28 protein-coding genes and 2 pseudogenes are annotated in these 25,347 nt (G+C 66.8%); 12 read left to right on the forward strand and 18 right to left on the reverse strand.

Going from position 1 to position 25,347, the window contains the following annotated elements; genetic code table 11:
* Positions 1–3: 3 nt before the first annotated feature.
* A pseudogene (locus B7G54_RS39470) lies at positions 4–90 on the forward strand (cysteine hydrolase); the annotation flags it as partial.
* Between the two features lie 19 nt (positions 91–109).
* Here the strand turns inward: B7G54_RS39470 and B7G54_RS00285 are convergent.
* From B7G54_RS00285 to B7G54_RS00295, 4 genes are all read right to left on the reverse strand, one after another.
* Entirely contained in the window at positions 110–1,735 is a 1,626-nt protein-coding gene (locus B7G54_RS00285) for an amidohydrolase (RefSeq protein ID WP_085037227.1), read from the reverse strand.
* Positions 1,736–1,845: 110 nt separating this feature from the next.
* Positions 1,846–2,004 (reverse strand): hypothetical protein, encoded by a 159-nt coding sequence (locus tag B7G54_RS38895; RefSeq protein WP_165765524.1) that lies wholly within the window; start codon positions 2,002–2,004, stop codon positions 1,846–1,848.
* Between the two features lie 148 nt (positions 2,005–2,152).
* Positions 2,153–2,968, reverse strand: coding sequence for a helix-turn-helix transcriptional regulator (locus tag B7G54_RS00290; RefSeq protein WP_244289228.1), 816 nt, complete (start codon positions 2,966–2,968; stop codon positions 2,153–2,155).
* Between the two features lie 219 nt (positions 2,969–3,187).
* Complete coding sequence (locus B7G54_RS00295; RefSeq protein ID WP_085037228.1) at positions 3,188–3,664, reverse strand: nuclear transport factor 2 family protein; 477 nt, start codon at positions 3,662–3,664, stop codon at positions 3,188–3,190.
* A gap of 329 nt (positions 3,665–3,993) precedes the next feature.
* Between B7G54_RS00295 and B7G54_RS00300 the strand changes: the two genes are divergently transcribed.
* A complete protein-coding gene (locus B7G54_RS00300) occupies positions 3,994–4,380 on the forward strand; it encodes a winged helix-turn-helix transcriptional regulator (RefSeq protein WP_085037229.1) in 387 nt (128 codons plus the stop codon).
* 493 nt (positions 4,381–4,873) lie between these two features.
* Here B7G54_RS00300 and B7G54_RS00305 read toward each other — a convergent pair whose 3' ends face one another.
* On the reverse strand, positions 4,874–5,245 hold the full coding sequence (locus tag B7G54_RS00305) for a YXWGXW repeat-containing protein (protein ID WP_085037230.1): 372 nt from the start codon (positions 5,243–5,245) through the stop codon (positions 4,874–4,876).
* Between the two features lie 614 nt (positions 5,246–5,859).
* Between B7G54_RS00305 and B7G54_RS00315 the strand changes: the two genes are divergently transcribed.
* Positions 5,860–6,951 (forward strand): porin, encoded by a 1,092-nt coding sequence (locus B7G54_RS00315; RefSeq protein WP_085037232.1) that lies wholly within the window; start codon positions 5,860–5,862, stop codon positions 6,949–6,951.
* Between the two features lie 173 nt (positions 6,952–7,124).
* Here B7G54_RS00315 and B7G54_RS00320 read toward each other — a convergent pair whose 3' ends face one another.
* The gene (locus tag B7G54_RS00320; RefSeq protein WP_085037233.1) at positions 7,125–7,523 is read right to left on the reverse strand and encodes a GreA/GreB family elongation factor; all 399 of its coding nucleotides are present in this window, start codon (positions 7,521–7,523) and stop codon (positions 7,125–7,127) included.
* A 512-nt stretch (positions 7,524–8,035) separates the two neighbouring features.
* Between B7G54_RS00320 and B7G54_RS00325 the strand changes: the two genes are divergently transcribed.
* Positions 8,036–8,365, forward strand: a complete 330-nt coding sequence (locus B7G54_RS00325; RefSeq protein ID WP_085037234.1) for a DUF4148 domain-containing protein — start codon at positions 8,036–8,038, stop codon at positions 8,363–8,365.
* 154 nt (positions 8,366–8,519) lie between these two features.
* On the opposite strand, the gene B7G54_RS00330 is transcribed toward B7G54_RS00325, so the two are convergent.
* The gene (locus B7G54_RS00330) at positions 8,520–8,981 is read right to left on the reverse strand and encodes a CBS domain-containing protein (RefSeq protein WP_085037235.1); all 462 of its coding nucleotides are present in this window, start codon (positions 8,979–8,981) and stop codon (positions 8,520–8,522) included.
* Positions 8,982–9,156: 175 nt separating this feature from the next.
* Between B7G54_RS00330 and ribA the strand changes: the two genes are divergently transcribed.
* The gene (gene ribA, locus B7G54_RS00335; RefSeq protein WP_069260282.1) at positions 9,157–9,807 is read left to right on the forward strand and encodes a GTP cyclohydrolase II; all 651 of its coding nucleotides are present in this window, start codon (positions 9,157–9,159) and stop codon (positions 9,805–9,807) included.
* Between the two features lie 150 nt (positions 9,808–9,957).
* Positions 9,958–10,524, forward strand: a complete 567-nt coding sequence (locus B7G54_RS00340; RefSeq protein ID WP_085037236.1) for a GNAT family N-acetyltransferase — start codon at positions 9,958–9,960, stop codon at positions 10,522–10,524.
* 20 nt (positions 10,525–10,544) lie between these two features.
* Here B7G54_RS00340 and B7G54_RS00345 read toward each other — a convergent pair whose 3' ends face one another.
* Complete coding sequence (locus B7G54_RS00345; protein WP_021162343.1) at positions 10,545–10,931, reverse strand: VOC family protein; 387 nt, start codon at positions 10,929–10,931, stop codon at positions 10,545–10,547.
* A 297-nt stretch (positions 10,932–11,228) separates the two neighbouring features.
* Here B7G54_RS00345 and B7G54_RS00350 point away from each other — a divergent pair, with 297 nt between their 5' ends.
* Positions 11,229–11,519: a hypothetical protein gene (locus B7G54_RS00350; RefSeq protein WP_085037237.1), complete on the forward strand. Its 291-nt coding sequence runs from the start codon at positions 11,229–11,231 to the stop codon at positions 11,517–11,519.
* Between the two features lie 173 nt (positions 11,520–11,692).
* Here the strand turns inward: B7G54_RS00350 and B7G54_RS00355 are convergent, their stop codons facing one another.
* The 3 genes from B7G54_RS00355 to B7G54_RS00365 all read right to left on the reverse strand — a co-directional run bounded on the left by B7G54_RS00355 (position 11,693) and on the right by B7G54_RS00365 (position 13,775).
* Complete coding sequence (locus B7G54_RS00355; protein ID WP_165765525.1) at positions 11,693–12,457, reverse strand: hypothetical protein; 765 nt, start codon at positions 12,455–12,457, stop codon at positions 11,693–11,695.
* Positions 12,458–12,508: 51 nt separating this feature from the next.
* Positions 12,509–13,117, reverse strand: coding sequence for an acyl-homoserine-lactone synthase (locus B7G54_RS00360; protein WP_049035377.1), 609 nt, complete (start codon positions 13,115–13,117; stop codon positions 12,509–12,511).
* 214 nt (positions 13,118–13,331) lie between these two features.
* Positions 13,332–13,775: a DUF4902 domain-containing protein gene (locus B7G54_RS00365; protein ID WP_085037239.1), complete on the reverse strand. Its 444-nt coding sequence runs from the start codon at positions 13,773–13,775 to the stop codon at positions 13,332–13,334.
* Between the two features lie 73 nt (positions 13,776–13,848).
* Between B7G54_RS00365 and B7G54_RS00370 the strand changes: the two genes are divergently transcribed.
* Entirely contained in the window at positions 13,849–14,568 is a 720-nt protein-coding gene (locus B7G54_RS00370) for an autoinducer binding domain-containing protein (RefSeq protein WP_085037240.1), read from the forward strand.
* A gap of 49 nt (positions 14,569–14,617) precedes the next feature.
* On the opposite strand, the gene B7G54_RS00375 is transcribed toward B7G54_RS00370, so the two are convergent.
* The 6 genes and pseudogenes from B7G54_RS00375 to B7G54_RS38480 form a co-directional block, all read right to left on the reverse strand.
* Positions 14,618–15,325, reverse strand: coding sequence for an MgtC/SapB family protein (locus B7G54_RS00375; RefSeq protein ID WP_085037241.1), 708 nt, complete (start codon positions 15,323–15,325; stop codon positions 14,618–14,620).
* A 305-nt stretch (positions 15,326–15,630) separates the two neighbouring features.
* On the reverse strand, positions 15,631–17,175 hold the full coding sequence (locus B7G54_RS00385) for a TolC family protein (RefSeq protein WP_085037242.1): 1,545 nt from the start codon (positions 17,173–17,175) through the stop codon (positions 15,631–15,633).
* Positions 17,162–19,392, reverse strand: a pseudogene (locus B7G54_RS00390) (FUSC family protein). Before B7G54_RS00390 ends, B7G54_RS00385 begins: the two are co-directional and overlap by 14 nt.
* The gene (gene mdtN, locus B7G54_RS00395) at positions 19,373–20,422 is read right to left on the reverse strand and encodes a multidrug transporter subunit MdtN (RefSeq protein ID WP_085037243.1); all 1,050 of its coding nucleotides are present in this window, start codon (positions 20,420–20,422) and stop codon (positions 19,373–19,375) included. Before mdtN ends, B7G54_RS00390 begins: the two are co-directional and overlap by 20 nt.
* A complete protein-coding gene (locus B7G54_RS00400; protein WP_085037244.1) occupies positions 20,419–20,712 on the reverse strand; it encodes a hypothetical protein in 294 nt (97 codons plus the stop codon). Before B7G54_RS00400 ends, mdtN begins: the two co-directional genes overlap by 4 nt.
* A gap of 352 nt (positions 20,713–21,064) precedes the next feature.
* Entirely contained in the window at positions 21,065–21,316 is a 252-nt protein-coding gene (locus B7G54_RS38480) for a type 2 periplasmic-binding domain-containing protein (RefSeq protein WP_133059127.1), read from the reverse strand.
* A 253-nt stretch (positions 21,317–21,569) separates the two neighbouring features.
* On the opposite strand from B7G54_RS38480, the gene B7G54_RS00405 reads away from it, so the two are divergent.
* Positions 21,570–22,718: a metallophosphoesterase gene (locus tag B7G54_RS00405; protein ID WP_085037245.1), complete on the forward strand. Its 1,149-nt coding sequence runs from the start codon at positions 21,570–21,572 to the stop codon at positions 22,716–22,718.
* Positions 22,719–22,801: 83 nt separating this feature from the next.
* Here the strand turns inward: B7G54_RS00405 and B7G54_RS00410 are convergent, their stop codons facing one another.
* Entirely contained in the window at positions 22,802–23,389 is a 588-nt protein-coding gene (locus B7G54_RS00410) for a malonic semialdehyde reductase (RefSeq protein ID WP_085037915.1), read from the reverse strand.
* A 242-nt stretch (positions 23,390–23,631) separates the two neighbouring features.
* Here B7G54_RS00410 and B7G54_RS00415 point away from each other — a divergent pair, with 242 nt between their 5' ends.
* The 3 genes from B7G54_RS00415 (at position 23,632) to B7G54_RS00425 (ending at position 25,329) form a co-directional block, all read left to right on the forward strand.
* Positions 23,632–24,237 carry an alpha-ketoglutarate-dependent dioxygenase AlkB family protein gene (locus B7G54_RS00415; protein ID WP_085037246.1) on the forward strand — a complete coding sequence of 202 codons (606 nt, stop codon included), beginning with the start codon at positions 23,632–23,634 and terminating at the stop codon, positions 24,235–24,237.
* Positions 24,238–24,576: 339 nt separating this feature from the next.
* Complete coding sequence (locus B7G54_RS00420; protein WP_059585120.1) at positions 24,577–24,783, forward strand: hypothetical protein; 207 nt, start codon at positions 24,577–24,579, stop codon at positions 24,781–24,783.
* 324 nt (positions 24,784–25,107) lie between these two features.
* Entirely contained in the window at positions 25,108–25,329 is a 222-nt protein-coding gene (locus B7G54_RS00425; RefSeq protein ID WP_244289230.1) for a hypothetical protein, read from the forward strand.
* Positions 25,330–25,347: the final 18 nt, after the last annotated feature.

The following is a 25,347-nucleotide window of genomic DNA, read 5'->3' on the forward strand; positions in this document are numbered from 1 at the left end:
TAGCTCGCACGCGCGACGCTGGCCGCGCTGTCGGACACGTTCGGCGACGTGCTGACGACCGAGCAGGTGCTGGCGCTCGGCGTCGCCTGACGGCCGCCGGGCTCGCGCGTCAGTCGGCCCAGCCCGGTGCGGCGTACACGATTTCGCCGCGGAAGCACGTCTCGATCACGCGGGTTTGCGCGAACGTTTCGGCCGGGTGCGCGAACGGATTGCGGTCGAGGATCGCGAAGCTCGCGTCCTTGCCCGCTTCGAGCGAACCCGTGCAGTCGTCGAAGCGCAGCGCATACGCGCTGTTCACCGTATAAGCCTCGAGCATCGTGAGCAGGTCGAGGCGCTCGTGCGGATTCCACGGCGGGCTGTCGGGCGCGTCGATCAGCAGGTGCGTGACGCCCGTCTGGATGATCTGCATCGGGTCCATCGTGCTGACCGACCAGTCGGAGCCGGCCGCGAGCATCGCGCCCGCGTTGCGCAGGCTGCGGAACGGATAGTTGCGCGCGGTGCGTTCCGCGCCGAGCAGATCGCGATAGAGCTGCTGCTGCTCCGCGCGCGCGGCCGTCCACAGTGTCTGCACGCTGGCGATCGCGCCGAGCCGGTTGAAGCGGCTCATGTCGGCCGGATCGACGAGTTGCAGGTGCGCGAGTTGCGCGCGCCGGTCGCGCATGCCGTTGCGGATCTGGACATATTCGAGCGCGTCGAGCGTCATGCGCACCGCGCGGTCGGCGAGGGTGTGGAAGTGCAGATCGAAGCCGGCCGTATCGGCGAGCAGGCAGATCTCGTTCAGCGCGTCCTGGCTCCACAGCGCGAGGCCGCAGTCGTCGGTGCCGGCGTACGGCTCGAGCAGCGCGGCGGTTTTCGATTCGGGTACGCCATCGACGAAGATCTTCACCGTATGCAGGCGCAGGTTGTCGCATTCGTATTCGCGACGCCATCCGGCGAAGCGCTCGATCTGCTCGCGCGGATCGCGGCGCGGGTTCGCATAGAGGCCCGCGCTCATGTACACCTTCAGCCGGCCCGCACGTTGCGCGTCGGCATATGCCTTGAGTTCGGCCTCGTCGACGCGCGCATCGAACCAGCCGGTGATGCCGTAACCGTGCGCCATCGCGTGGGCTTTCGCGAGCGACTTCGGGTAGCCGGCCGGGCTCAGTTGCGGAATGATCGGGCAGACGCGGTAGAACGCCGCTTCGTGCACGACGCCATTCGGCGCGCCGGACCCATCGCGCTCGTAAACGCCGCCGGCCGGGTCGGGCGTATCGGCGTGGATGCCGGCTGCTTCGAGGCCCTTCGTGTTGAGGCAGCCGCTGTGCACGTCGAAGCCGACCACGAGCAATGGCCGGTCGGGCACGATCCGGTCGAGCAGTTCGCGGGTCGGATACGCGCCGAACGCGGCCAGGTTGGCGCCGCCGAGATAGACCCACGGCTCGTTCGGCGTCGCATCGGCGCAGGCGCGGATGCGCTGCAGGATCGTGTCGGGATCGTTGATGCCGGACAGGTCGAAGTCACCGAGGATCTGGTGGCCTTCGAGCGGGTGCACGTGGCCGTCGATGAGGCCCGGCAGCATCAGCCTGCCGGCCAGGTCGACGATGCGCGTCGCGGGGCCGGCCAGTTGGCGGATATCGTCGTCGCGGCCGACGGCGACGATCTTGCCGTCTTTGGTGGCGAGCGCCTGCGCGAAGCGGCGCTGCGCGTCGCCCGTGTAAAGCAGGCCGTTCAGATAGACGGTATCGGCGTGTTGCATGTGTCTCCTCCGGATGGGGGCGGATCGATGGGTGCACGTGTCCGGCGGGCGGGCCGTGCGGCTCGTCCGGTCGCGTGAACCCGGTCGGGTTGGAATGGGATGTGGGGCGGCTAGGTGCCGGTGCTGCGCGGCAGGCGCGGCAGTGCGTCGTGGTGAAGGCCGGCCGCCGCCGGCGCGTCATGCCGATCTTGCCGCCGGGTCTGAATCGGCAGATCGGCGAGCGACGCGCGCGCGGCCGTGCGGGCCGGCGTCCATCCGGTAGTCGGCATTCGGTGTCTCCGTGATATCCGACGCGTTCCTGTCGTCGGGTGAGTCAGATACTAGGAGCGGGGCGGCAGGCTGTCTGTCATCGTTTTGAGGACAACGCGTGACAAAGGCGGCGGGGGGAAGGGGATTGCAGCGATGTGGAGGCGTCGTCTAGTGACCGCGGTCCTCCGGCGCTTCCTCTTCGGTCACGCACCACGCGAACAATCCGGCCCGGTTCGTCACGCCGAGTTTCGCGAGCGCTCGCCCGAGATAGGTGCGCACGCTGCTCGGCTTGAGCGTGAGCGTGTCGGCGATCTGCGGGACGGGCTGGCCTTGCAGCACCGCGCGGCACACGAGCCGTTCTCGCTGCGACAGCGCCGTGCCGCTGGCCGACAGGCGCCGTTCGAATCGCTGCAGCAGCGCGCCGTCGTCCGAGCGCGGCGTCAGGCGTGCGAGCCGCGCATGCTGGATCAGGAGCGGCAGCACGAAATCGCCGAGCTGCCGCAGCAGCGCCAGTTCGGCCAGCGTATAGGACGGCTGGCCGCGCCGGCGGAACAGCGAGAACGCATAGACATAGTCGCGTTCGCTGCCGAGCAGCGTGCAGTCTTCGCCGAGTTCGCCGAGCGCGAATTGGCGACCGTATTCGGTCGCCGTGTCGATGTCCTCGTTGCACGAGAACACGAGCTGCGAATCCGTGGCGCGCTCGATATGCGGGAGCAGCGTGTCGGTGCGCCAGTCGCCCTGTGTATACAGATCGAGCGCGTGGCGTGTGCCGTCGGGATCGTCGCCGCCGGCGAAGAACAGCACGTCGACGCTGTCGACCGACTGCGACGGCGCATCGCGACGGTAGCGCGTCGCGACGCTGTAATGGGACTGGGGATCGACGGTTTCGCGCAGCCAGGCCCAAAGCCGGGCGGGAAACTGCGGACTGCCGAGGCTGGCGACCAGGTCGCCGGCATTGCTGAGGGAAATATGGGCGGGGCTCATCGTTGACACCGTCTTCGCAAACGGCCGCCCATGCCGGCCGTGCTTCGCATGCGACGGCATGGGCGGCGCGGCGGCCGGCGGTGCGGTCATGCGGGACGGAGGCCGGCGCGGCGGCGAAGCTCGATTGTAGGGGACTTCGCCGGCGCGAGGCATTCGCGCTTGCCCGGCGGGCAGCCGATCGTCCGTCGACGCGCGGCGCGCATCGATGGGCCCCGCGTGTCAGAACATCGTGTTCGCGTTCGCGGACGTTTCGGGTACCGGCTGGATCACGTCCCAGTGTTCGACGATCCTGCCGTCCTTCACGCGGAAGATGTCGACGACGGCTTCGCCGCGGTCGCCCGGACGTTCGGTCGCATGCACATGCAGGTAGACGAGGTCGCCGTCGGTTGCGCTGCGCACGATGCGTGCGCGCGATGCCGGGTTCTTCTGGAAGGCGCCGACGAAGTACGACACGAACGGCTTCTTGCCGTCCGGCACGTGCGGGTTGTGCTGCTTGTAGTCGTCCGAGACGACGGCGGCGGCCTCGACGGCTTCGTGCTGGTTGAAGAAGCGGTCGTAGAACGTCAGCACGAGCTGGCGGTTGGCTTCCTCGGCGGCCAGGTTGCGCGCGGCCGGGCCGGCAGCCAGCGCGGCCGTCGACGCGGCCAGCAGGACGAGCGCGGCAACGGCGCGAACGGGGGAGCGGAGCGATGACATGTAGCGGGTTCCTTGTCTGGCGAAGCGTGGGTTGGCGCGCGATACGCGACGGCGGATCGCGCCGACCGTGACGAGCGGCGAGCGACGGGGTGTTGCTGCGGGTACACGTCCCTTGCCGATCCGACGGATTCGTTGCGTAGCCCGTATCGTCAAGATGCGGGCAGGGCGAGGCTGCGCGGCGTTGTCATGCTTCGTTGAACTGGCGAATCCGCGCGGCTGTCGGGCCGATCGAATGGTACAGTTGCCGCGAACCCGTCACAAGAAGTCAGCGCGGTATGAACTGGTCACACCGCGCTGACCGTGCGTTGCCCGTGAAAGAGAATCCAGCCATGCCGTTCCCGCCCGCCGACGAACCCGTCGAACTCGATCAGCCTTGCCCGATCCGCGATGTGCTCGACCGCATCGGCGACCAGTGGAGCCTGCTCGTGCTCGAAGCGCTGTCCGGCGGGACGATGCGTTTCAACGAACTCGGCCGCGCGATCGGCGATGTATCGAACCAGATGCTGTCGCGCACGCTCAAGCGGCTCGAGCAGGACGGCTTCGTCAGTCGTACGCTGTTCGCCGAGGTGCCGCCGCGCGTTGAATATGCGCTGACCGACCTCGGGCGTTCGTTTCTCACGCCGATGCAGGCGATGATCCGGTGGGCCGACGAACATCATCGCGCGATCTGCGCCGCGCGACGTCGTGCACGGGAGCTGGAGGGCGGCGGGCGTTGAGCGGGGCGCACGCACCGTCCTGCAGATGGGTGTTGTGCCGCGGGTCGAGTGCGATGCGACGAGACTCGGCATGGCTGCATGAGGACCGCCATTTCATGATTTCGTTATCCGAATGATCTCGTCGGGGTGGGGCGAGAGCGCCGATGCTGAGATGTGTTCCATTCGTCCGGAATGCGGTAATGCGTTGGCGGTGCTCCGCTTACAAGGGCACGCGCCGGGGCGACCGAAACCGCGGAATTCCGCGGCATGGTGAACGACAGGTGCGGCAGGATCCGTTCGAATCGGGAGGGTGCGCCGTAGATCGGCGAGCAAGTCGATGGTCGAGGTTGCGTGACCGGACGCCGTGGCGCCGGTTTGGGTGCCGGCCTTGCATCGGGGTGGGGAAGGATGCGCAGGGGGGGGCGAGGCATCACGTTGCCGGAGCCGAACGGCGCGGGTTTGCTCGCGCCGCGCGGTTCCGGGCCCGCCATCGGGCGGGGCGCCGGACGGTTGCCTAGCGCCACGTACCGTCGACGTAGATCCACACCTGTCCCTGGCGTCGCCAGTAGCCGGGTACCCACCGACGCCCGGGGCGCCGTGCGACCCAGCGCCCGGACACCCATATGTAGCGGCCACGCTGCCAGCGCCAGTAACCATCCGTCCATATATAGCCGTGCGGCCGTGGCGGCGGCGGACGGCGGTCGTGCCGGGCTGCCGGCGGGGCGAAGCCCGGGCGATCCGCATAGGGCGGCCCGCCGGGCGCGCGGTTCGGGCCGGACGGCCGGTACACGGGCGGCGCGGGCTGGGCCGAGGCGGCACGGAGCCAGCCGGTGCCGACGAAGGCGGCGGTCAGTCCGATGGCGCGCAACAACGAGCGTCGATTCATGGCGTGTCCTATTCTCTATTCAAGGCCGCCTTACATTAGCCTGCCAGTCCGCCGGCCGGGTTACGCGCGCGGTTAAGGCTGTTACCGTGTGTCACGGCAGGCGGGCGAGCCGCCGGCAGGGCGAGGCCGGCCTTTCCGTTGCTTCGGCTGGCCGGGGGCGTTGCCCGCTGTACGAACGTCGCGCCCTGTTCCTGTTTACTGGCCGACGGATGCGCTTTGGGTGCTCGAAGCCTGAAATCCGACACCGATTTAGGTAAAATTTGCCGATTTCGGGGTGCTGCTCCGGATCCGTTTGTTGTTTCTATGCAACCGTCAAGACGATGACATGAAAGAATGGTGCGATGAAAGCCTTCAAAAAGCTACCGTCAAGAAGCCAAAAACAAACGTCAAAACAAATACTTATAACGCGGCCCCATTTCTATTATTTCTAGTTCTGGAAAAGCTTATTTCTTTATTTGCGGATCGCTCCCCTAGGGTACACCCCTAAACTCACGGTTCCCAAACGGGCAACTATCCGGGCGCTGCCAGCAAGATCGATGGCGCTTCCGGGCGGTTGCAGACCGTTTATGAACAAGGTCGCGAGACCTGCCTCTTTTTAGAAGGGAGCTCCACGAATGAACAAGACTCTGATCGTTGCAGCAGCTGCAGCATCGTTTGCTACCGTCGCTCACGCGCAAAGCAGCGTCACGCTGTACGGCGTGCTGGACGCAGGCATCACCTACCAAAGCAACGTCGGCGGCAAGTCGCTGTGGTCGATGGGCTCGGGCGTTGACCAAAGCCGTTTCGGCCTGCGTGGTTCGGAAGACCTCGGTGGCGGCCTGAAGGCAATCTTCACGTTGGAAAGCGGTTTCAACATCGGTAACGGCAAGCTGGGCAACAACGGCGGCATGTTCAACCGCCAGGCTTTCGTTGGCCTGTCGAGCCAGTACGGCACGGTTACGCTGGGTAAGCAATACGACGCAACGCAAGACTACCTGGCGCCGCTGACGGCAACGGGCTCGTGGGGCGGCACGTACTTCGCGCACCCGATCAACAACGATCGTCTGAGCACGAACGGCGACGTCGCGCTGAACAACTCGATCAAGTACACGAGCGCTAACTACGCTGGCCTGCAATTCGGCGGCACGTACTCGTTCTCGAACAACCAGAACTTCGGCAACAACCGTGCATACAGCGCGGGCGCTGCATACCAGTTCCAAGGCCTGAAGCTGGCAGCTGCGTACTCGCAAGCGAACCTGGGTGACGGTACGAACGGCAACGGCGCAACGTCGACGGCAATCACGAACCAAGGCCGCGTCCGTACGTACGGTGCTGCTGCTGGTTACGCATTCGGCCCGGCACAAGTCGGCGCTGCATGGACGCAATCGCGTATCGACAACCAAGCTGCTGGCGCTCCGACGCTGCGCGCTGACAACTACGAAGTCAACGCAAAGTACAACCTGACGCCGGCTCTCGGCCTGGGCGCAGCTTACACGTACACGAACGCGAAGGTTAGCGGTGGCAGCTCGCACTGGAACCAGTTCGGCGTCCAAGCTGACTACGCTCTGTCGAAGCGCACCGATGTCTACGCACAAGCTGTGTACCAGCGTGGCGCGAAGGGCAACAACATCGTTGGCACGGGCATCTACAACGGCGACAACTCGACGGCTTCGAGCTCGTCGATCAACCAAACCGCAGCAACGGTTGGCCTGCGTCACCGCTTCTAAGCGTGACGGCGGGGTAACCCGCTTCGCAGCATCGAAAAAGGCGCCTTCGGGCGCCTTTTTTTTGCCTGCGAAATGTGATGTCGGCGATTGACGTCGTCTGGATGCAAAAAAGCGAGGCCTGTGCCTCGCTTTATTCGTTGTGCGCCGTTGGCACGGTGCCGCCGGCCGGTGGCTCAGCGCGTGTATTCGCCGTTGGCTTCCGGCTGGAACACGATTGCGGCAACCTTCATCAGTTTCTCGGCGCCGCTCGGCTGCATCACCTTGACCATCTGGCCGCGCTGGGTGCCCAGCAGTGCCATGCCGACGGGCGAGAAGACGTTCAGGCGGCCGAGCTCGAGATTGGCGGCATCCGGATAAACAATCGTCCAGGTGGCTTGTTCCTGGGTCGCTTCGTCGAGCAGTGTGATCTGCGAGTTCATCGTGACGACGTTCGCCTTGATGGCATCGGGCTGGACGATGTCGGCGCGCTCGAGCAGCGTATCGAGCATCGTCTGGAAGCGCGGGTTGTGTTCGGCGTGTTTCTCGAGGCGAGCAACGTCGAGTTCGGTCAACTGGTAAAGGCGTGGTTTCATGGCAGTTCTCCAAATGATCGGCAGGGGCAGGCAGGGCGTGCCTATGAGGATCGCCCGGAGCCTGTCTGACCAGGCTCCGGGAGGAGACCGAACGGTCAGATCAGGCGCCGGGCAGGGGCGAGCGGCGCCTGGGCCGTGCGTCGAGCGAGGGGATGCGCCGGATGACCGGCGCGCGCGCGCACGCCGGCCGGGCCGGACGGCGAAACCGAAAGGGGCGTGAGCGCGTACATGGTGGATGGAAGATCGACTGATGAATAAAACCTTACGATTCTACAACACAACCATCGCGATATGTGATTTGACTGTCGGCATTTCGTCAGCGATTGTTGTGTGATTGAAGTAAGTTGCAACGATATCGTCCCGGAAGTGCCGGCGATTTTTGTCAAAATCGCAACGCTGTATGTTCAAACTAAGGGTTTCCCCTTGGAGTGACGAGAACTACACTGGATTCAATCGCTTCAGACAGTCCTGCCGAGGCGACGCCATAAGAGAACATATTCCGGAGGTAAATCATGAAGTCGATCATCTATGCAGCCATCGCCGCATCCGTCCTTGCCGCCCCGATCGCATCGTTTGCGCAGTCCGAGCAGGGGCTGACCCGCGACCAGGTCAAGGCCGAACTCGTGCAACTCGAACAGAATGGCTACAAGCCGCTGGCGAGCGATTCGCAGTATCCGGACAACATCCAGGCCGCCGAACAACGCCTTCAACCGAACCAGCCGATGCTCGCGCAAGCCGATACGAGTGGTTACGGTGCCGTGGCGACGGGTGCCGGGCAAGCCGGCCGTCGCATGACGCGGGAAGCACCGAATCCCGTGAATTCGGTCTACTTCGGCAACTGAATGTCCCCGGGTCTGCCCGAGCGCACCGCTTAATCGACGAGACGCGTGCCAGTAGCGCGCGTCGTTCGCCCGCAGGAGCAGAACCTCCGTCGCCGCATTCCGGCGGCTTTCCGCCCAGACGCTCGCGCGTTTGGGCCTTTTTTGCTGGGGCGGGTCAGGCGGACGTGACTGCGGGCGTGCCGTGGATATAGTGTTCGAGCTGGCTGATCGTGAACTGCTGATCGGCAATCACGCTCTTGACGAGGTCGCCGATCGAGATGAGGCCGACCAGCTTGCCGCCGTCGAGGACGGGCAGGTGGCGCATCCGGTGCTCGGTCATCAGTGCCATGCACTCGTCGGTGGATTGCGACGGTTCGACGTATCGCACCTTCGCCGTCATGATTTCCTCGACGCGGGTGGCTTTCGACGAACGATCCTGCAGGACGACCTTGCGCGCGTAGTCGCGCTCGGTGACGATGCCCGCGATGTCGTCGCCGTCCACGACCAGCAGCGCGCCGATACCCTTTTCAGCCATCAGCTTGATGGCGTCGTAGACGAAATCGTTTTTCGTGACGGTGTAGATGGTGCGGCCCGAATCCGGCTTGGCCTTGAGAATCTGCGCGACAGTCGTGCTCATTCGCTATCTCCGTGTGCAGGTCGATGCTGGGCAGGCAGGGTGATGCGTGTCACCCGACGAGCCCAGTATAGCCGCGCAGGTGGCGGCAGTCGCGTGACGATTCCAGATTAGCGGTAAACTCCCGTCACGCACTATCCACACAACTCCTACATTCCTGAACGTTTCGATTGAATTCATGATGTCTTCGCGTCCCCAATCGCCCACGCCGGGCAATGGCCAGGCCGACGAGTGCGTGACGCTCGTTGCTACCGCGTCACTGCCCACGCGCTACGGTACGTTCACGTCGTATGCTTTCCGCGTTTCGGGCAGCGATGCCGAACATCTCGCGCTCGTGATGGGCGACGTTGCCGGTGAGCAGTCCGTGCTGACGCGGCTGCATTCCGAATGCCTGACCGGTGACGTGTTCGGCTCGTACCGCTGTGATTGCGGCGAGCAGCTCGATCTCGCGTTGCGCTACATCGCGGCCGAAGACCGCGGTGTGCTGCTGTATCTGCGCGGCCATGAAGGGCGCGGGATCGGCCTGAGCAACAAGATCCGCGCGTACGCGCTGCAGGAGCAAGGGCGCGATACCGTCGAGGCGAACCTCGACCTCGGCCTGCCTGACGACGCCCGCGAATACGACTCGGCCGCCGCGATCCTCCGGATCCTCGGCGTGACGTCCGTGCGGCTGATGAGCAACAACCCGGCGAAGTTCGACACGCTCGCGAAGCACGGCATTCCCGTCTGCGAACGCGTCGCGCTTGCGGTGCCCGTGCGCGAGGAAAACGAGCGTTATATCCGCACGAAGCAGACGAAGTTCGGGCATTACTTCGAGGAAAACGAGTAATCGCCGCGGGCGCGCCGGCACCCGTTTCTCGTCATCGGTTCCCTGGATCGTCGCCGGCAGACGCGACGATCCCGATTTCCCCTTCGTCCATTCCGCTTTCGGGTCAGTGACGGCGCTTGCGTTGCGCTGCCTGAACGATCCGCATCCCCCATGTCCATACCGTCGAAGATCGAAACCGCGCGTCTGACGCTGCGCCGCTGGCGGTCGGCGGATGCGGGCGCGCTGTCGGCGATGCACGCGGATCCGGATGTGACCGCGTGGCTCGCGCGCGGCCCGATGTCTGTTGACGAGGCGAGCGACGTCATCGCGCGTTTCGACGCACATTTCGATGCATACGGTTTCGGCCCGTGGGCGGTCGAGCGCCGCGCCGACGCGACATTGATCGGCGTGTGCGGCCTGTCGCGCGAAGTGCGTGCGACGCATCCGATGGCGCCGTGTGTCGAGATCATGTGGCGGCAGGCTCGCCACGCATGGGGGCATGGCTACGTTGCCGAAGCGGCCGCCACCGCACTGGCCGACGGGTTCGACCGGATCGGGCTCGGTGAGATTCTCGCGTGGACGGCCGACACCAACCTGCGATCGCGGCACGTGATGCAGCGGCTCGGCATGCAGCGCCAGCCCGCACGCGATTTCGACCATCCTGCGTTGCCGGAAGGGCATGCGCTACGTCGGCACGTCGTGTATGCCGCCCGCGCCGCCGGCCTGGCCGGCGCGTAATGGCCACGCGGATTTGCGTGTCAGCGCCAGGTGCCGTTCTGCAGCACGATCCGGTAGCCGTCGGCATCCTCGAAGGTCTGGCCGGATATTTCCCAGTACGGATTGAACGACGTCACGGGCATGAAGCCATGCGCTGTGGCGCGCGCGCAGGCGGCTTCCCATTCCGGCCGATCGGGCAGGTAGAACACAATCAGGTCTTCGGGTGTCGGCGACGGCGCGATTGGATGATCGGGGCAGTGCGTGAATTCGAAGTGATAGTCGAGGCCGTCGCGTCCGAGCATCACGCCGGAAAAGCCGTCGTGATCTTCAAAGCGTGCAAGAACGGACAAGTCGAGGGCGTCGCGATACATGCGCTCGGTGCGAGCGAGGTTGCTGACCGGGCGGGCAATGCGCAGATGGGCGTGCAAGATGGCCTCGGGGGGCGAGTGGCGGGCCGGTCAATGATAAGCCGGCCGATCCGGATTGCGCGAGGCGAACGGGGCGCATCCCGGCGCAAGCGCGTCGTATCGAACGATATGGGCTCATTCCGGCCAAACGAATCGAACCTTCAAACCTCGTTCCGCGAACGAAAAACATGACGCTTCCGATCAAATGCGCGCACCCCGTTGCAACGAGTGCTTGTCCGGGCAACCTTCGAAGTTCTGCTTCGGCCTCAACCTGCCGCTCGATTGGCGGATGCGCATATCCCGGATGGGAAGTCGCGAATGGGTAAGCCCGATCTTCGCCGACCGGTTTCGGGACCTTATCGCCAGTCGCGGTGGGCGTCCGGGCTGGAGGCCGCCTTTGGGTGGGTGGCAAAGGGGACGATGGTACTGGCCGGGTTGGCATTGGCCGCGATGATGGCCCTGACAGGCGACCTGGGGGCGCTAGCCGACCTGCCGACGACCAAAAAGGGTTGGCTGTATTTGTTGCTGGCGATTGTCGCGGGGTGCGCGCTGATATTTGCGGTGCACCACTACTGGCTGCGGCCGGCTGGCGTGCGCGCGGCGGGTTAGGCGTGGCGGACGGGGATGTGCCCCTGCAATTGGAGCAGGCAAGAAAAAGCCCGCTACATTGAGCGGGCTGAATCCATGTTTGGAGACATGGAGGAGACAGACGTAAATTTAAGGGAAAACCCGAGGCATGGCAAGCCCTAGTTGTATCGATACAACTTCCTGCTGCACCGCATTCACATGCCGCCAGCCCGCGCGTGCGCCGCAAACGCGCTGAATCGCTCCTGCGCGACAGGCAACGCGAACTTGTCGCGCATTTCCGTCTCGATCCATGCACAAGCTTCGCGTGCGCAGTCGGTCAGTGCGTGCCGCGTCGTATGCCCGTCGATGTCGTAGACGAAGCGCACGCCGACCTCGTCGTCGGCAACCTGCCGCTCGAGCTGGTTGAGCTGCAGTTGCGGCCCGTGCTGTTGCGACAGCGCGCGCAATTCGTCGAAGTGATATTCGAGCCAGTCGGCAAAGAACAGCGCGTCGCTGTGGCACGGCAGCCGGAAGGCCGCGCTGCGCGACGGACGCGGCGCGGCTTCGCCGGCCGATGCGCGCGGTTCGCCGTCGGTGGCGATGGACATGTCGACGGGCGCGAGCGGCTGCTGAATCCGGCGATAGGGCTCGCGATCGCGCAACGCATGCCACAGCAATTCGTCGCCGGCGGCGCCGGACGGCTGCATCGTCAGGTCATGCCGGCCATCGGCAGCCGGGGCGATGTCGCGGATCACGAGGCGCAGCGAGCAGAGCGGCTCGTTCGCGACCAGCAGCGTCGCCGCGCGCGGCAGCCCGCAGACGATCGGTGCGGCGCCGGCGGCACGGAACACGAGCCCGCGGCGGTCGAGCCGCACGAGCGGCAGCGGCCGGGGAAACGACGGGTAGGCGACCGCGATGCGGGCGCCGTTGGCGCCCGTCAACCCGGGCATCATCGCGCGAAAGACCTGGGACTGGTCCACGTTGATTCTCCTTCGTTACGATGCCGCCCGGACAGAAACGCGCGTTCCGGCTCAGGCGGCGATGGCTTGCCGGGTGGCCTGCCCCGGCTCGATTCCTAGTGCGGCAAACGTTTGCGGATCGATGTCGATCCAACACGCGACCACCAGACGGCCGTCCACCTGCTTCGGCGGGCCTGCGCGGTGCGCGTGTATGCCGATCCGGCGGAACAGCCGCTCCATGCTCGCGAACGTCACGCCGATCAACTGCCGCGCGCCGAGCTGCGCCGCGCATTCGACGACGGCCGCGAGCATCGGGCGTACGGCCCATTCGGCGTTGCCCGGGCCGCCTTCGTCGTCGGTTGCCGCAAATCGGGACAGTTCCCAGACGGCGGCCGATTGCGGCAGCGGCATGTCTTCGGCGATCAGGTCGGCGAACAGCGACTTCAGCAGGTACGGGCGCGTCGTCGGCAGCAGGCGCGCACATCCGCACATGTCGCCGCCGGCATTTCTCGCGAACACGTAGACGGTATCGTCGCGATCGAACTGGTCGCGTTCGAAGCTTTCGTTCGCCGACGGAAGCGCCCAACCGAGCTGTTCGACGAACACGCGGCGCCGATAGCGCCCGAGATCCGCTGCAAGTTCGTGTGGTAACCGCCCTTCCTCGTGAACGAAGGTCCGCATGGTGTCCTCGGATCTGTGCTTTTGTATGCGTGCATTACATCGCGCAGCACGAGGAGGCTGTAACTGGTAACTCTTACAGGGTGGCGGTGAAACGATGCCGATCAGGACGTGGTAACGGTTTCTTGATCAACGGGATTGAAAACCCTGCCGCTTTTGCATATAAAGAGCGCCAGCGTCGCGGAAATTGTCAGAGGAATAGATGCGCAGCCAGTTGTCACTGGAGCGTCGGACCGGCATGATAGGCGTCGTTGTGCCCGAGCAGGGCCGACGCGACCGCAGCGGGCCAGTCGATGCACGCCAGCCGTGCGGCGAGCGCGGCGGCCGTGCGGAACATGCCGATGTCGGCGCCGGTGGCGTCGACGGCCATTACGTTGCTGCGGACGTCGCCGCCCGCGATCACGAACGTGCCCGTCGCGCGTTCGAGATACCAGTCCCAGCCGACCGTCACGTAAGCGGCGCCGGCACTGGCCGGGCGATGCCATTCGGTATAGCCGGCGAGGCGTGCGTCGATTGCGCTGTCGCGCAATTCTGCAATCAGCGATGCGTCGAGGCCGCTTGCGACATGGTCGAGCGCAAGCACGGCCAGTGCGCCTTCTGACAGGCGTACGTAGCCGTCCGGGGACGGGCCGGAGACCGGGTGCAGCAAAGGTGAAGTCATGCGCGGAATGTATCAGCGTCGAACGGGTGCTGGAACCTGACAAGTATGACAGCGTATCGTTGTCGGAGAATGAATGGAACTGCGCTGGCAGGATGCCTACCAACAATTCAGCGCCGCGGAAGACGAGCAGCAGCTCTTCCAGCGGGTCGCTGCCTATTCCAAACGGCTGGGATTCGAATACTGCTGTTACGGCATTCGCGTTCCGCTGCCCGTTTCGAAGCCGGCGGTCGCGATCTTCAATACCTATCCGGATGGCTGGATGGCGCACTACCAGGCGCAGAACTACATCGAGATCGACTCGACGGTTCGCGACGGCGCGCTCAGCACCAACATGATCGTCTGGCCGGACGTCGACCGGATCGAACCGTGCCCGCTGTGGCAGGACGCGCGTGATTTCGGGCTGTCGGTGGGCGTCGCGCAGTCGAGCTGGGCGGCCCGCGGCGCGTTCGGCCTGCTGAGCATCGCACGCCATGCCGACCGGCTGACGCCGGCCGAGATCAACATGCTGACGCTGCAGACGAACTGGCTCGCGAACCTGTCGCATTCGCTGATGAGCCGCTTCATGGTGCCGAAGCTGTCTCCGGCGACGGGCGTCACGCTGACCGCGCGCGAGCGCGAGGTGCTGTGCTGGACGGCCGAGGGCAAGACCGCGTGCGAAATCGGCCAGATCCTCAGCATCTCGGAACGGACGGTCAACTTCCACGTCAACAATATCCTCGAGAAGCTGGGTGCGACGAACAAGGTCCAGGCAGTCGTCAAGGCCATCTCGGCCGGGCTGATCGAGACCCCCTGACCTGGAACGAGGGCGGGCGGCAGCGCGAACGCGGCTGCCGCCACGCCGCTCACTCCATCAGCGGCTCCGCTTCCTTTGCGGTCCAGCTCACGCTGGAAATGCTCTTCTCCATGCTCACCCGGCTCGCGATCTGCTCGAGCTTCTGCTGATCCTTCGGATGCAGCTTCAGCGTCGCGGTCACCTTCAGCCGATCCGGCTGGTCGGGCACGTCCTCGCTCGTGAGGCTCTGGAACGACAGCGGCTTCGCATACATCGAGTTCGACAGCAGCGTGCGGATGTGCACCTCGTCGGCGGTCAGGCAGATCACGGTGATCTGGTATTCGCGCACGAGATCGGCGTTCGATACCGGCGTCGCGTTGATCGCCTGGCTGACGCCGCGCAGCACCGTATTGGTCAGCAGCACGACGCCCGTGCCGGCGAGCGCGGGCACGTAATGGCCGGAGCCGGACAGCACGCCGACGGCGGCCGAGCACCACAGCGTCGCGGCTGTGTTGATGCCCTGGATCGAGCCCTTGTCGCGCATGATCACGCCGCCGCCGAGAAAGCCGACGCCCGACACGACGTACGCGGCGATCTGCGTGACGCCCGCGACGCCGTTGCCGGTCAGCACGCCGAGCGTGACGAACAGGCATGCGCCGCTCGCGACGAGCGTGATCGTGCGCAGGCCGGCCGTGCGCTGGCGCATCTGGCGCTCGAGGCCGATCGCGACGCCGCAGGCGAACGCGGTGAAAAGACGGAGTGCGAAATCGAAAGTCATGGTTGTCCTGCCGTGCAAGGCGCGCGTGCCGTTTCGCGTCGCGGCGGCGCAAGGCCGAAGGCGACGCGAAGATAGCCGTCATCGCGCGGTACTGTACCGCGCGAATGCGTCATTCAGTGTGAAACGGTAGGCGTGCGGCTCGCGGAACACGAGCCGGGCAGGAGAACTGCGTCGGACAGGCGTTCAGGCGGCAAGCGGCGCACGCAACGGAGTGCTGCAACTGTCCACGATGGTTCCTGAAGGAAGAATGGGCGGCATTCTAGTGGGCGCCGAGCGCATGCGTCAACCGCCTCGCGACGGATGCGCTACTGCGCCGAGCCGATCGTTCCCGTCGCAAGCGCGAGCGCGGCAGCGGCGGACATTGCACCGGCATAGCTGTCGACCTCCGCGTTGCGGGCGGCGAGCAACTGGCTTTGCGCGATTGTCGCATCGGTGACCGAACCGACGCCGTTCCGGTACGCGGTCAGCGCCGCGTCGTAGCTCGTCTGTGCGGCATCGACGAGCGCCTTTGCGGCGTCGTGCGACGCAAGGCTCGTCTGCACCGCGTTCTGCGCGGCGACGACCTGGCGGACGGCTTCCTCCTTGGTCCGCGTGAGTCGCGCGGATGCGCTTTCCGCATCGTTGCGCGCCTGCATCAGCACGGCCGAGCGCAGGCCGCCGTCGTACAACGGAATCGTCACGCCGAGGAACACGCCGCCGCCGTAGCGGCTGCCGTTCAGGTTGACGGTCGGTGCCTGGTCGCCGATCGCCGGCAGCGCGGAGATGGACGTGCCGCCGCTCGCGTACGATGTCGACGCGGACAGGAATATCTTCGGCATGAATGCGGCTTCCGCGGCCTTGATCTTCGCGCGATTGGCCTTTTCGAGTGCGAACGCGCCCTGCAGGTCGGGGCGGCGCGCGATTGCATCCGACACGATCGCGTCGACCGACGAGCCGAGCGCGGGCGGCAGCGGCCGCTTCGGCAGTGCGGCGATGGCCGGCTTCGACAGCGGCGAGATGCCGAGCGCGGAGACGAGGGCGAGGTAGCTGTCGCTCTCCGTGCCGTTCGCCTGCACGAGCGCGAGGTTTGCCTGCGCGCGGTTCTGCGTCGCCTGTGCGAGCTCGACGACCGTGCCGACGCCGTGCTTGAGCCGCGCGCGGGAGGCTGCGAGGATCGCGTCCGCGTTCGCGAGGCCCTGCTGTGCGCTGAGTGCGCGCGAGCGCGCGGCCTCGTAGCGGTAGTACGCGACGGTCACGTCATGGATGACCTGCTGGTGCACGGCAGTGAACGCGACGTTCGATGCGATCGACGCCTGCTCGGCCGCTTCGACGCGCGCCGCGCGGCCACCGAAATCGAACAGCAGCCATTGCAGCGACAGCGCTGAGATGGTGCCGTGCACGGTGGAGTTGCTCGACGAGTCGCCGAGGATCGACGATGTCGAGCCGTGGTTCGCCTGGTACCCACCCATGGCTGTCGCGGACAGCCTCGGCAGGTAGGTGGCCTTGGCCAGGCCGACCGCGAGCGCCGCGTTGCGTGCATCGTTCCACGCGATGCGGGTCAGCGGGTTCGACGATTCGGCGAGATCGATCAGCTCGGGCAGCGTATACGCGTGCGCGGCATCGAGCGCGGCCGGCGGTGAGACCGATGCAAGCGCGGGCGATGCGGGCAGTGTGTAGTCGTGCGAACCTTGCGCGGACGCGCGCGGCGGGCCCGGCACGATGTCGCCCGCGGCCGACGTTTGCGGCTGCCACGGGCGGTCGGACGCCTCCGGCGCCAGATCGATCGACGACGTCGCGCAGCCGGCCAGCGCGACGGCGGTCGCGAGGGCGGCGGCGGCGATCGAGGCGGCCGGCGGTTCAGGTAGGCGCATGGGGGGCAGGCTCCTTCGGTGTGGCTTGACGGGCGGCGTCGGCGATGTGCGCGAGCCGCGTGTCGATCAGGTTCAGCAGCGCGTCGCGCGCAGGGTCGGTAGGGGCGGCGCCCGCCAGGGGGGCCGGCGGCGCGGGCGAATCCGCGTGGCGTGCGGCTTCGTCGTCGCGCGGCTCGGTCACGCGGGCGAGCTGCGCGCCGATCGCCGCGTCGCCGGGCTTGCGTTCGGCGAGCAGGAATAGCGGGCCTTCGAGCGCGCCGAGTTCCGCGAGCGCGCGCCGCCGCGTGGCGAGCCACGTGGCGGCCGGCCGCACCCATGACGGCTCGTAGTGGACCAGCCCGAGCTCCTGCGCGATCGCGCCGTGGCGCGCGAACGCCTCGGCCGCGAGCGCGCGCCGCTCTGCCGGCTGCGCGACCTGCACGAGGCGCAGCCACTGGTCGATCAGCGCCGCGAGCCCGACGTCGATCTGCTTGCCGATGCTGACGGGCCAGATGCGCGTGAACACGAGATACACGACGACGTTGCCGAGCAGGATGCCGATCGTGCGATCGCGCGCGATCGTCAGGTCGAAGCCGGGGCCGGCGCCCTGGATCACGCACAGGAAAAACGCGAACGCGATCTGGAAGCCGGCATACGCGATGCGAGGCGAACCGAACGCGACCCATGCGGCGAGCCACCCGCCGGCGAACACCAGTGCCATCAGGTGGCCGACCGACGACAGCGACGGCACGACGAATACCAGTGCCGCGGTGCCGAGCAGCGCGCCGACGATGCAGCCGAGGATCCGCAGCGTGAGCTTCTCGACCGTCTCGGCCGTCGAGCCGAGCGACACGATGTAGCAGGTGACGACGCACGTATGGATGCCCGACCAGTCGAGCTGCGAATACAGCAGGTAGCAGAAGATCGCGGCGGCGGTTGTCTTCAGCGCATAGCGGATGTGGTCGGGATTGGTGCGCGCGTCGGGCAGGAAGAAGCCGCCGCGCTGTGAGGGTGGCGGGGCGGCTTCGGGGGTGGCTGCAGGCGTGTCGGGTTCAGCTGCCGAAGCTGCCGAAGCTGCCGAAGCTGCCGAAGCTGCCGAAGCTGCCGAAGCTGCCGAAGCTGCCGAAGCTGCCGAAGCTGCCGAAGCTGCCGAAGCTGCCGAAGCTGCCGAAGCTGCCGAAGCTGCCGAAGCTGCCGAAGCTGCCGAAGCTGCCGAAGCTGCCGAAGCTGCCGAAGCTGCCGAAGCGAAGCGACATCGGTCGTTGCGGCCGGTTCCGCGAAATGCGTGATCGCCGCATGGAGATCGGTTGCCGCGACGCGCGCGAGCGGCGGCAGCGTGTCGGCCGGCGGCAGCGCGAGCGTCACGTCGATCGGGTAGCCGCCCTGTTCGAGGATGTCGGCCATCTCGTCGAGCGTTGCGGCGGTCGGGGTGGCGTACGCGTCGGGCAGCCGCGCGCCCGGTTCGCGATCGGCCAGCGCGACGCCAACGAGCAGCGCAGTGCTCGACGCCACGGCCTGCCGCAATGCCGCGAAGTCGGCGGCGGACGACGAGCCTTCGAGTTTCGACAGCTTGAGCCACGTGAGCAGCTGCTTGTCGCCTTCGTGCAGGCAGGCATCGAATGCGTCGCGGGCTGCATCGTCGCCGCGCAGCCGCTGCGCGGCGAGCCGCAAGCGCTTCGCGAGCTGCGCGTGCGCGAGCTTGCGCGGCGACGGCGCGATCAGCAGGTTGACGACGATCGCGACGCCGACCGGGATCGCGATCGTCAGCCAGATGTACAGCAGCGCGCGGGTCGCGGCTTCGCCAAACGGCGCGAGGCCGAGCTGGTCGAGCCCGAAGCCGACGATCATCGCGAGGATCGCGCCGACGGGGCGCAGCTTGCTGGCCGATGTCAGGTACAGGAGGGCGACAGACAGCACGGCCATGCACGCGACCCGCAGGATCGAATAGTCGATGCTGAAGATCGCGATGCCGAGCACGAGCCCGATCACGATCGTGACGATCACCAGCAGCGCGGCCGCGAGCACGACGCTCGTCACGCGGTCGGCCCGGATCATGAAGAACACGACGTACGCGGACAGCGCGGCTTCGGGCGTGCCGTAGGCGGCCGTCACGAGCGCGGTCAGCGCGCAGATCAGCGCGACCCGCACGGCAATCGACGCGCGCCCCGGAAACGGCGCGAGCAGTCGCAGGACTTCGCGCGGGCCCGGCGAGCGAACCTCAGCGGCAGGCAGTGCCATGCCGGACCTCGACGATCGCGCTGGCGCCGACGCGCACGAGCTTGCCGTCGGGTTCGTCGAGCTTCACGCGCACGGGGAAGCGCTGCGCGACGTGCACCCAGTTCACCGAGTTCTGCACGATCGGCAGCGTGCGCGGCAGGTTGATGCGGGCGCTGTCGGCGATGCCTGCGCCGATGCCGACGACCTTGCCCGTCAACGGGCGGCTGCGGTCGATCATCGAATAGACGGTCGCGCAGTCGCCGACCGCGATGCGGCTCAGCGACGTCTCGCGGAAGTTGCCGACGGCGAACCATTCGCTCGCATCGATCAGCGTGAAGATCGACTGGTTCGGCGTAAGAGTTTCGCCGGCGAGCACGCTCAGGCCCGTGACGAGGCCGTCGTGCGGCGCGCGTACGACGGTGTCTTCGAGCGCGTGCTGGGCGCGGGCCAGCGCGGCCTCGCGCGCATGCAGCGTCGCGATCGCGTCGGCCTCGTCGCCGATCGTCTGCGCGGACGCGCGCTGCTGTTCCTGTGCCTGCGCGAGCGACACGGCCGCGTCTCGCTGGCGGACCTTCGCCTGGTCGAACTGCTGCGCGCTGACGTAGCCCTGCGCGGCGAGCGGTGCGAGCCGGTTCACGTCGCGCGTTGCAAGGTCGTGATTCTGCGTCGCGCGCTTGACCTGCTCGGCGGCCACGGCCGCGTTCGAGCGCTCGCCGATCAGCGAACGGCGGCGCGTGTCGAGCGATGCGCGGGCGAGCTCGAGGTCGGCCTGCGCCTGGGCAACCGTCAGCCGGTACGGCACGGGATCGATGACATACAGCAGGTCGCCCTTCGCGACGCGCTGGTTTTCATGCACCGCGAGCTGGACGATGCGGCCGCCGACCGGTGACGCGACATGCACGACGTCCGCGTCGATCGACGCGTCGTCGGTGGACGGGTAGGCCGTCGTGCGGTGATACGCGTATGCGAGCGCCGCGATGCCGAGCGCGACGATCGCCAGTGCGATCACGCGGCCTTTGATGGAGGGGCGGGCGGTGCCGGCGGCCTTCATGCGAACGGCCCCGTGCCGGTGAGCCATACGATCACGGCGACCACGAGCCCGATCGCGGTGCAGACGGCAAGCTGGTAGGGCACCGTGGCGGCCCAGCCGGTCGCGACGAACACGCGGTGCGCGACGATTGCGCCGACGACACCGACGATCGCGCTGACGAGCCAAAGCGGGAAATACGCGCCGAACAGGACGTACGACGGTGCGCCGCGCGATGCGCAGCCCGCGAGCGGCAGGGCTGGCGCCAGGACGGCAGCGGCGCGCAAGGGCGCGCGCGGCGTTGTTTTTCTCATGGGGTGACGAGCTCGACGTTGGGGGTGGATGCCGGGCGCGGCGCAACGCGGATCGTCGCCGCGACGACGATTCCGGGATACGGAGCCGATAATAAATCAGTGCGATGCGGATCGCCAGCCACCCGGCTTGCGCACCGTGGGGGTGTTGCCGGTCGGGGGGGCACGTCCGCACGTCCGGCATCGTGTTTCGGCAATCGAGGCCGGACCGGCGCGATTCTGCCAGTGCAAGCTCGCGTAGGGTTGCTAACGGACTGTAAAGGATCGTCAGACGAACGAGGGGAGCTGAATTTGCCGTATTGACAGGGCGGAATCGGGGTGGAAGCGGTCGATTGCCGCTCGAATGCACGGGAATTCAGTCGGTTGGACAGGCAGGTGCGCGATGTTGGCGAGCCGGTCGACAGGATTCGAAGCGCGGCAGCGCGTCGCGATCGGCGACGCGGATCTGCGGCGGGCGTTTGGCCCGGATTGTCTGCTGGTCTGCGAGGGCGACTGCGCGCAGCGCCATCGGCTTCGCGTGGCGACGGGTGGCGCTTTCGGGCGCCACTCGGACGTTCGCGTCGATCACCTTGCCGGCCGTCTCGAAGTGGCTGACCTGGATGGGCAAGCGCGACGGGCGCGCATGCCGGTAGCGGGGCGCTTCAGGAAGTCGTCGACCGCGCTCGCTTCGGGCCGGCCGATGACGCCGCGGCCGGGCGTTGCGACGAGCGGCGTCGAAGCCAGGCCGGCGACCGGTCGTCGCAGCCGCGATCTGTGTACCATCGTACGTATGGCGCGACGCGCCGCACGGCGCCCCACGGCCTCGTGCGACACGTGTCGCGGAAGCGGTAAAGCGGTATCGCAACAAAGGTGAGCGTTCCATGCGAAGTTTCTTTGTCCGGTTCATTGCAATCGGCGTGCTGTTCCATCTGTACGTCGGGATGCGGATCATTCCCGATGCGTTCACGTCGCCGGTCGCGCGGACGATCGCGGCGCTCGTGCTGGCGAGCTTCGTCGTACTGATCCCGGTCGGCATGTTCTCGCGCCGCTTCGACGAAGGCTGGGCTGCGACGCTGGCCGGCTGGGCCGGCTCGCTCGTGATGGGCTTCTTTTCGTCGCTGCTCCTGCTGACGTTCCTGCGCGACTTCGTGCTGCTTGGCGTATTCGGATGGCGGCATCTCGGGCACGACGGCGCGTGGCCTGCTGCGGCGACCGACACGGCGCTCGGTGTGCTGGCCGGTGCGGTGCTCGTCACCGCGATCGGGTTCGTCGGTGCACGCCGCACGGCGGCGGTCAAGCGCGTGTCGATCCCGGTCGCGGGGCTGCCGGCGGAGCTCGACGGGCTGTCGATCGTGCAACTGTCCGACATCCACGTCGGGCCGACGATCAAGCGGCCCTATGTCGAACGGATCGTGCGCGCGGTCAACGCGCTCGATGCCGATCTCGTCGTCGTGACGGGCGACGTGGTCGACGGCTCGGTGAAGCGCCTGCGCGAGCATACGGCGCCGCTCGGCCGCATGCAGTCGCGCCACGGCAGCTTCCTGGTGACGGGCAACCACGAGTATTACGCGGGTGCGCATGCATGGATCGACGAATTCCGGCGCATCGGGCTGACGGTGCTGCTCAACGAGCACGTGCTGATCGAACACGACGGCGCGCACGCGGTGCTCGCGGGCGTCACCGATTTCACGGCGGGCGGGTTCGATCCCGCCCATCGCAGCGACCCTGTGCAGGCGCTGGCGGGTGCGCCGCGCGACGTCGGCACGAAGATCCTGCTCGCGCACCAGCCGCGCAGCGCGGAAGCGGCGAACCGCGCCGGTTTTACCGTGCAGTTGTCGGGGCATACGCACGGCGGCCAGTTCCTGCCGTGGCCGCCGTTCGTGCGGCTGCAGCAGCCGGTGATCGGCGGGCTGAGCCGCTTCGGCGATCTGTGGCTCTATACGAGCCGGGGCACCGGGTACTGGGGGCCGCCGAATCGCTTCGGCGTGCCGTCCGAGATCACGCTGATCCGGCTGACGCGCGGCGGGTAGGGCGCGCGCTCCCGTTCGGAAAATTCATCCGTGGGGCCGGTGCTGGCCCGTCATCAACGGGAGCAGGTCCTGGCCGGCGGCCATCACTCGATGCGGGCGATGTCGTCGAAGTCGAAGCGCGGGCTGCGCGGGAACAGGCCGGCCGGATCGCCGTAGCCGAGATTCACGAGGAAGTTGCTCCTGATCGCGGTGCCCGCGAAGAACGCGGCATCGACCTTCGCGCCGTCGAAGCCGGACATCGGGCCCGCGTCGAGGCCGAGTGCGCGCGCGGCCAGGATCAGGTACGCGCCCTGCAGCGACGAATTGCGGAACGCGGTGGCCTCGATCAGCGCATCGTTGCCGGCGAACCAGCTGCGTGCGTCGGCGTGCGGGAACAGGCGTGGCAGGTGCTCGTGGAATGCCATGTCCATGCCGACGATCGCGGTGACGGGCGCGGCCATCGTCTTCGCGCGATTGCCTTCGGACAGCGCGGGCTTCAGGCGCGCCTTCGCTTCGGGCGACTTGACGAACACGAAGCGCGCGGGGCTCGCATTCGCCGATGTCGGGCCGAATTTCGTCAGCTCGATCAGCCGGTGCAGCAGCGCGTCGTCGACGGGTTTGTCCTGCCACGCGTTGTGCGTGCGGGCGGTGAGAAACAGTTGATCGAGGGCGGAGTCGGACAGCGTCGTCATGATGGGATCCGGAAAGAAAGCGGCCGGATCGCGCCGGCCGGCGTGGCGGAAGAAGGAAAGCGGCACCCCGCGGCAGGGCGGGCCGCGACACGCCGCGATGATAGCGTGATGCGCGAACGCGCTTCGCGGGGCGCAGCGATTTCCTTTCATCCGCGAATGACAGCGCATGGCAGTGTGCGATGCCGTTGGCTAGTATGCAGGCATGCACTGTTCGCACCATTCATCGCCCGTTCCTTTTCGACATGTCGACGCCCGATCTCTTCGCTGACACGCCCGCGCCCGACGTGGACTGGTACCCGGACTGGCTGGCGCCGCCCGATGCCGATTGCGCGCTGGTCGCGCTGATCGACGAGGTCGCGTGGCGGCAGGACACAATCCGCACGCCGCGCGGACGCATTCCGTTGCCGCGGCTCACCGCCTGGCAGGGCGAGCCGGATGCCGTCTATGTGTATTCGGGGATCCGCAACGTGCCGGCGCCGTGGACGCCAGCCGTGCTCGACCTGAAGCGCGCAGTCGAGGCGACGTGCGGCGCGCGTTTCAACAGCGTGCTGCTCAATCGTTACCGCAACGGGCTGGACAGCCTCGGCTGGCACGCGGACAACGAGCCCGAGCTTGGCGATGCGCCGGTGATCGCGTCGGTGAGCCTCGGTGCGATGCGCGTGTTCGACCTTCGCCATCGCGCAACCGGCGTCACGCATGCGTATCGACTCTTGCATGGCAGCCTGCTCGTGATGCGCGGGCGCACACAGGCCGAATGGCAGCATCGTGTGCCCAAGGCGCCGGGCGTGCAGGGCGAGCGCGTGAACCTGACGTTCCGGCGTGTGATGCCGGTTGGCACGAGCCGGTAACGACCCTCGTCATCGACGGGCACGGATCGCAGGGCGATTCCCGCCCCGTTTTTTCGATTCATGTGCGACCGATGCAGGCAAGCGATCGCGTGTGCGGCACGTTGCCGCATGAGCGCTGAACCATGCGGTCGAAACGGCGCTGAGGCCCGCGCCATATGGGTTTCAGGAAAATTTGATCGACCGCCCGGTTCCGATAGATGAGTGAAACCTCTGATGGTGCGTCGCAACAATCCTTGACTAGACTGTCGAATGGCAGAAGCGCGTCGCATCCCGGCGCGATCCTTTCGACATGCCTCAAGCGTTACCGATACGGTGCGCAAGGGGGCAGGAGCAAAACGCGTGACCGTATTCGACCCTTCCTTCGAACCCTCGCTGCACGTCTTTGAACAAGACGGCGGATGGCAATGGGCGCTGACGGTGAAGCGGGCGACCGGCGTCGGCGTGAAAGTCGTTGCGTTCAGCCGGGAAGGCTTTCGCGGCGAAGCCGAGGCTTACGCCGCCGGCCAGCTAGCCCGCGCCGAGTATGACGCCGCCGTGACGGCCTGACGCCGTCGCGTCGATCCCGCCCGAGGATCGTCTTCACTGTTCACCGCCCGCCGCAGGGTGGTTTTTCTCGATCGCCTTCAGTTTTCCGTCCATCCGTTCGCCCGTCGCGCTGCGTTACGCCCGTCGCGCGATGGCCCATGCGGCGCGCCAGTGCGCTTGTCCGTCCGCGCCCGCGGCGCCAAATGGTCCGTACCATTCGACACGTATTTGCCATACGCCGCGCTTAACGTCCCTGCACGGCGTCCATCGCGCCGGCACTGCGGCTTCGCGCTGCGGGCTGAACGCCGGATGCCGGACGACGACCCATCGACAAGAACGCAGGTCATGTGCGACGACAGAACCGACAACCGCTGCCATGCGCGCGTCGAATTCGCGTCGCTCGGCGATCCCGACGCGGATGCGACGCTGCGGCAACTGCTCACCGCCGGCCCGCTGGCGGAGCCGCGGCTGCCCGACATGCTGCAGCCGTTGCGCGTGCGCCTGCGGCTCGCGGCGAATCCCGATGCGGCTGCCGCCGCACCGGCTTCGGCGGCGCGCATGCCGTGACACCAGAGGCCGCGCGCT

Origin of the sequence: Burkholderia puraquae (assembly GCF_002099195.1) — a bacterium.
In the GTDB taxonomy this organism is placed as follows: domain Bacteria; phylum Pseudomonadota; class Gammaproteobacteria; order Burkholderiales; family Burkholderiaceae; genus Burkholderia; species Burkholderia puraquae.

Coding starts and splice junctions, on each gene's coding strand:
- B7G54_RS00315 (WP_085037232.1), top strand. CDS start 5,860: ATGAACAAGACTCTGATCGTTGCAGCAGCTGCAGCATCGTTTGCTACC.
- B7G54_RS00365 (WP_085037239.1), bottom strand. CDS start 13,775: ATGACTTCACCTTTGCTGCACCCGGTCTCCGGCCCGTCCCCGGACGGC.
- B7G54_RS00350 (WP_085037237.1), top strand. CDS start 11,229: ATGGGTAAGCCCGATCTTCGCCGACCGGTTTCGGGACCTTATCGCCAG.
- mdtN (WP_085037243.1), bottom strand. CDS start 20,422: ATGAAGGCCGCCGGCACCGCCCGCCCCTCCATCAAAGGCCGCGTGATC.
- B7G54_RS00385 (WP_085037242.1), bottom strand. CDS start 17,175: ATGCGCCTACCTGAACCGCCGGCCGCCTCGATCGCCGCCGCCGCCCTC.
- B7G54_RS00360 (WP_049035377.1), bottom strand. CDS start 13,117: ATGCGGACCTTCGTTCACGAGGAAGGGCGGTTACCACACGAACTTGCA.
- B7G54_RS00340 (WP_085037236.1), top strand. CDS start 9,958: ATGTCCATACCGTCGAAGATCGAAACCGCGCGTCTGACGCTGCGCCGC.
- B7G54_RS00325 (WP_085037234.1), top strand. CDS start 8,036: ATGAAGTCGATCATCTATGCAGCCATCGCCGCATCCGTCCTTGCCGCC.
- B7G54_RS00285 (WP_085037227.1), bottom strand. CDS start 1,735: ATGCAACACGCCGATACCGTCTATCTGAACGGCCTGCTTTACACGGGC.
- B7G54_RS00320 (WP_085037233.1), bottom strand. CDS start 7,523: ATGAAACCACGCCTTTACCAGTTGACCGAACTCGACGTTGCTCGCCTC.
- B7G54_RS00370 (WP_085037240.1), top strand. CDS start 13,849: ATGGAACTGCGCTGGCAGGATGCCTACCAACAATTCAGCGCCGCGGAA.
- B7G54_RS00290 (WP_244289228.1), bottom strand. CDS start 2,968: ATGAGCCCCGCCCATATTTCCCTCAGCAATGCCGGCGACCTGGTCGCC.
- B7G54_RS00415 (WP_085037246.1), top strand. CDS start 23,632: ATGTCGACGCCCGATCTCTTCGCTGACACGCCCGCGCCCGACGTGGAC.
- ribA (WP_069260282.1), top strand. CDS start 9,157: ATGATGTCTTCGCGTCCCCAATCGCCCACGCCGGGCAATGGCCAGGCC.
- B7G54_RS00405 (WP_085037245.1), top strand. CDS start 21,570: ATGCGAAGTTTCTTTGTCCGGTTCATTGCAATCGGCGTGCTGTTCCAT.
- B7G54_RS00375 (WP_085037241.1), bottom strand. CDS start 15,325: ATGACTTTCGATTTCGCACTCCGTCTTTTCACCGCGTTCGCCTGCGGC.
- B7G54_RS00295 (WP_085037228.1), bottom strand. CDS start 3,664: ATGTCATCGCTCCGCTCCCCCGTTCGCGCCGTTGCCGCGCTCGTCCTG.
- B7G54_RS00330 (WP_085037235.1), bottom strand. CDS start 8,981: ATGAGCACGACTGTCGCGCAGATTCTCAAGGCCAAGCCGGATTCGGGC.
- B7G54_RS00305 (WP_085037230.1), bottom strand. CDS start 5,245: ATGAATCGACGCTCGTTGTTGCGCGCCATCGGACTGACCGCCGCCTTC.
- B7G54_RS38895 (WP_165765524.1), bottom strand. CDS start 2,004: ATGCCGACTACCGGATGGACGCCGGCCCGCACGGCCGCGCGCGCGTCG.
- B7G54_RS00300 (WP_085037229.1), top strand. CDS start 3,994: ATGCCGTTCCCGCCCGCCGACGAACCCGTCGAACTCGATCAGCCTTGC.
- B7G54_RS00400 (WP_085037244.1), bottom strand. CDS start 20,712: ATGAGAAAAACAACGCCGCGCGCGCCCTTGCGCGCCGCTGCCGTCCTG.
- B7G54_RS00410 (WP_085037915.1), bottom strand. CDS start 23,389: ATGACGACGCTGTCCGACTCCGCCCTCGATCAACTGTTTCTCACCGCC.
- B7G54_RS00425 (WP_244289230.1), top strand. CDS start 25,108: ATGTGCGACGACAGAACCGACAACCGCTGCCATGCGCGCGTCGAATTC.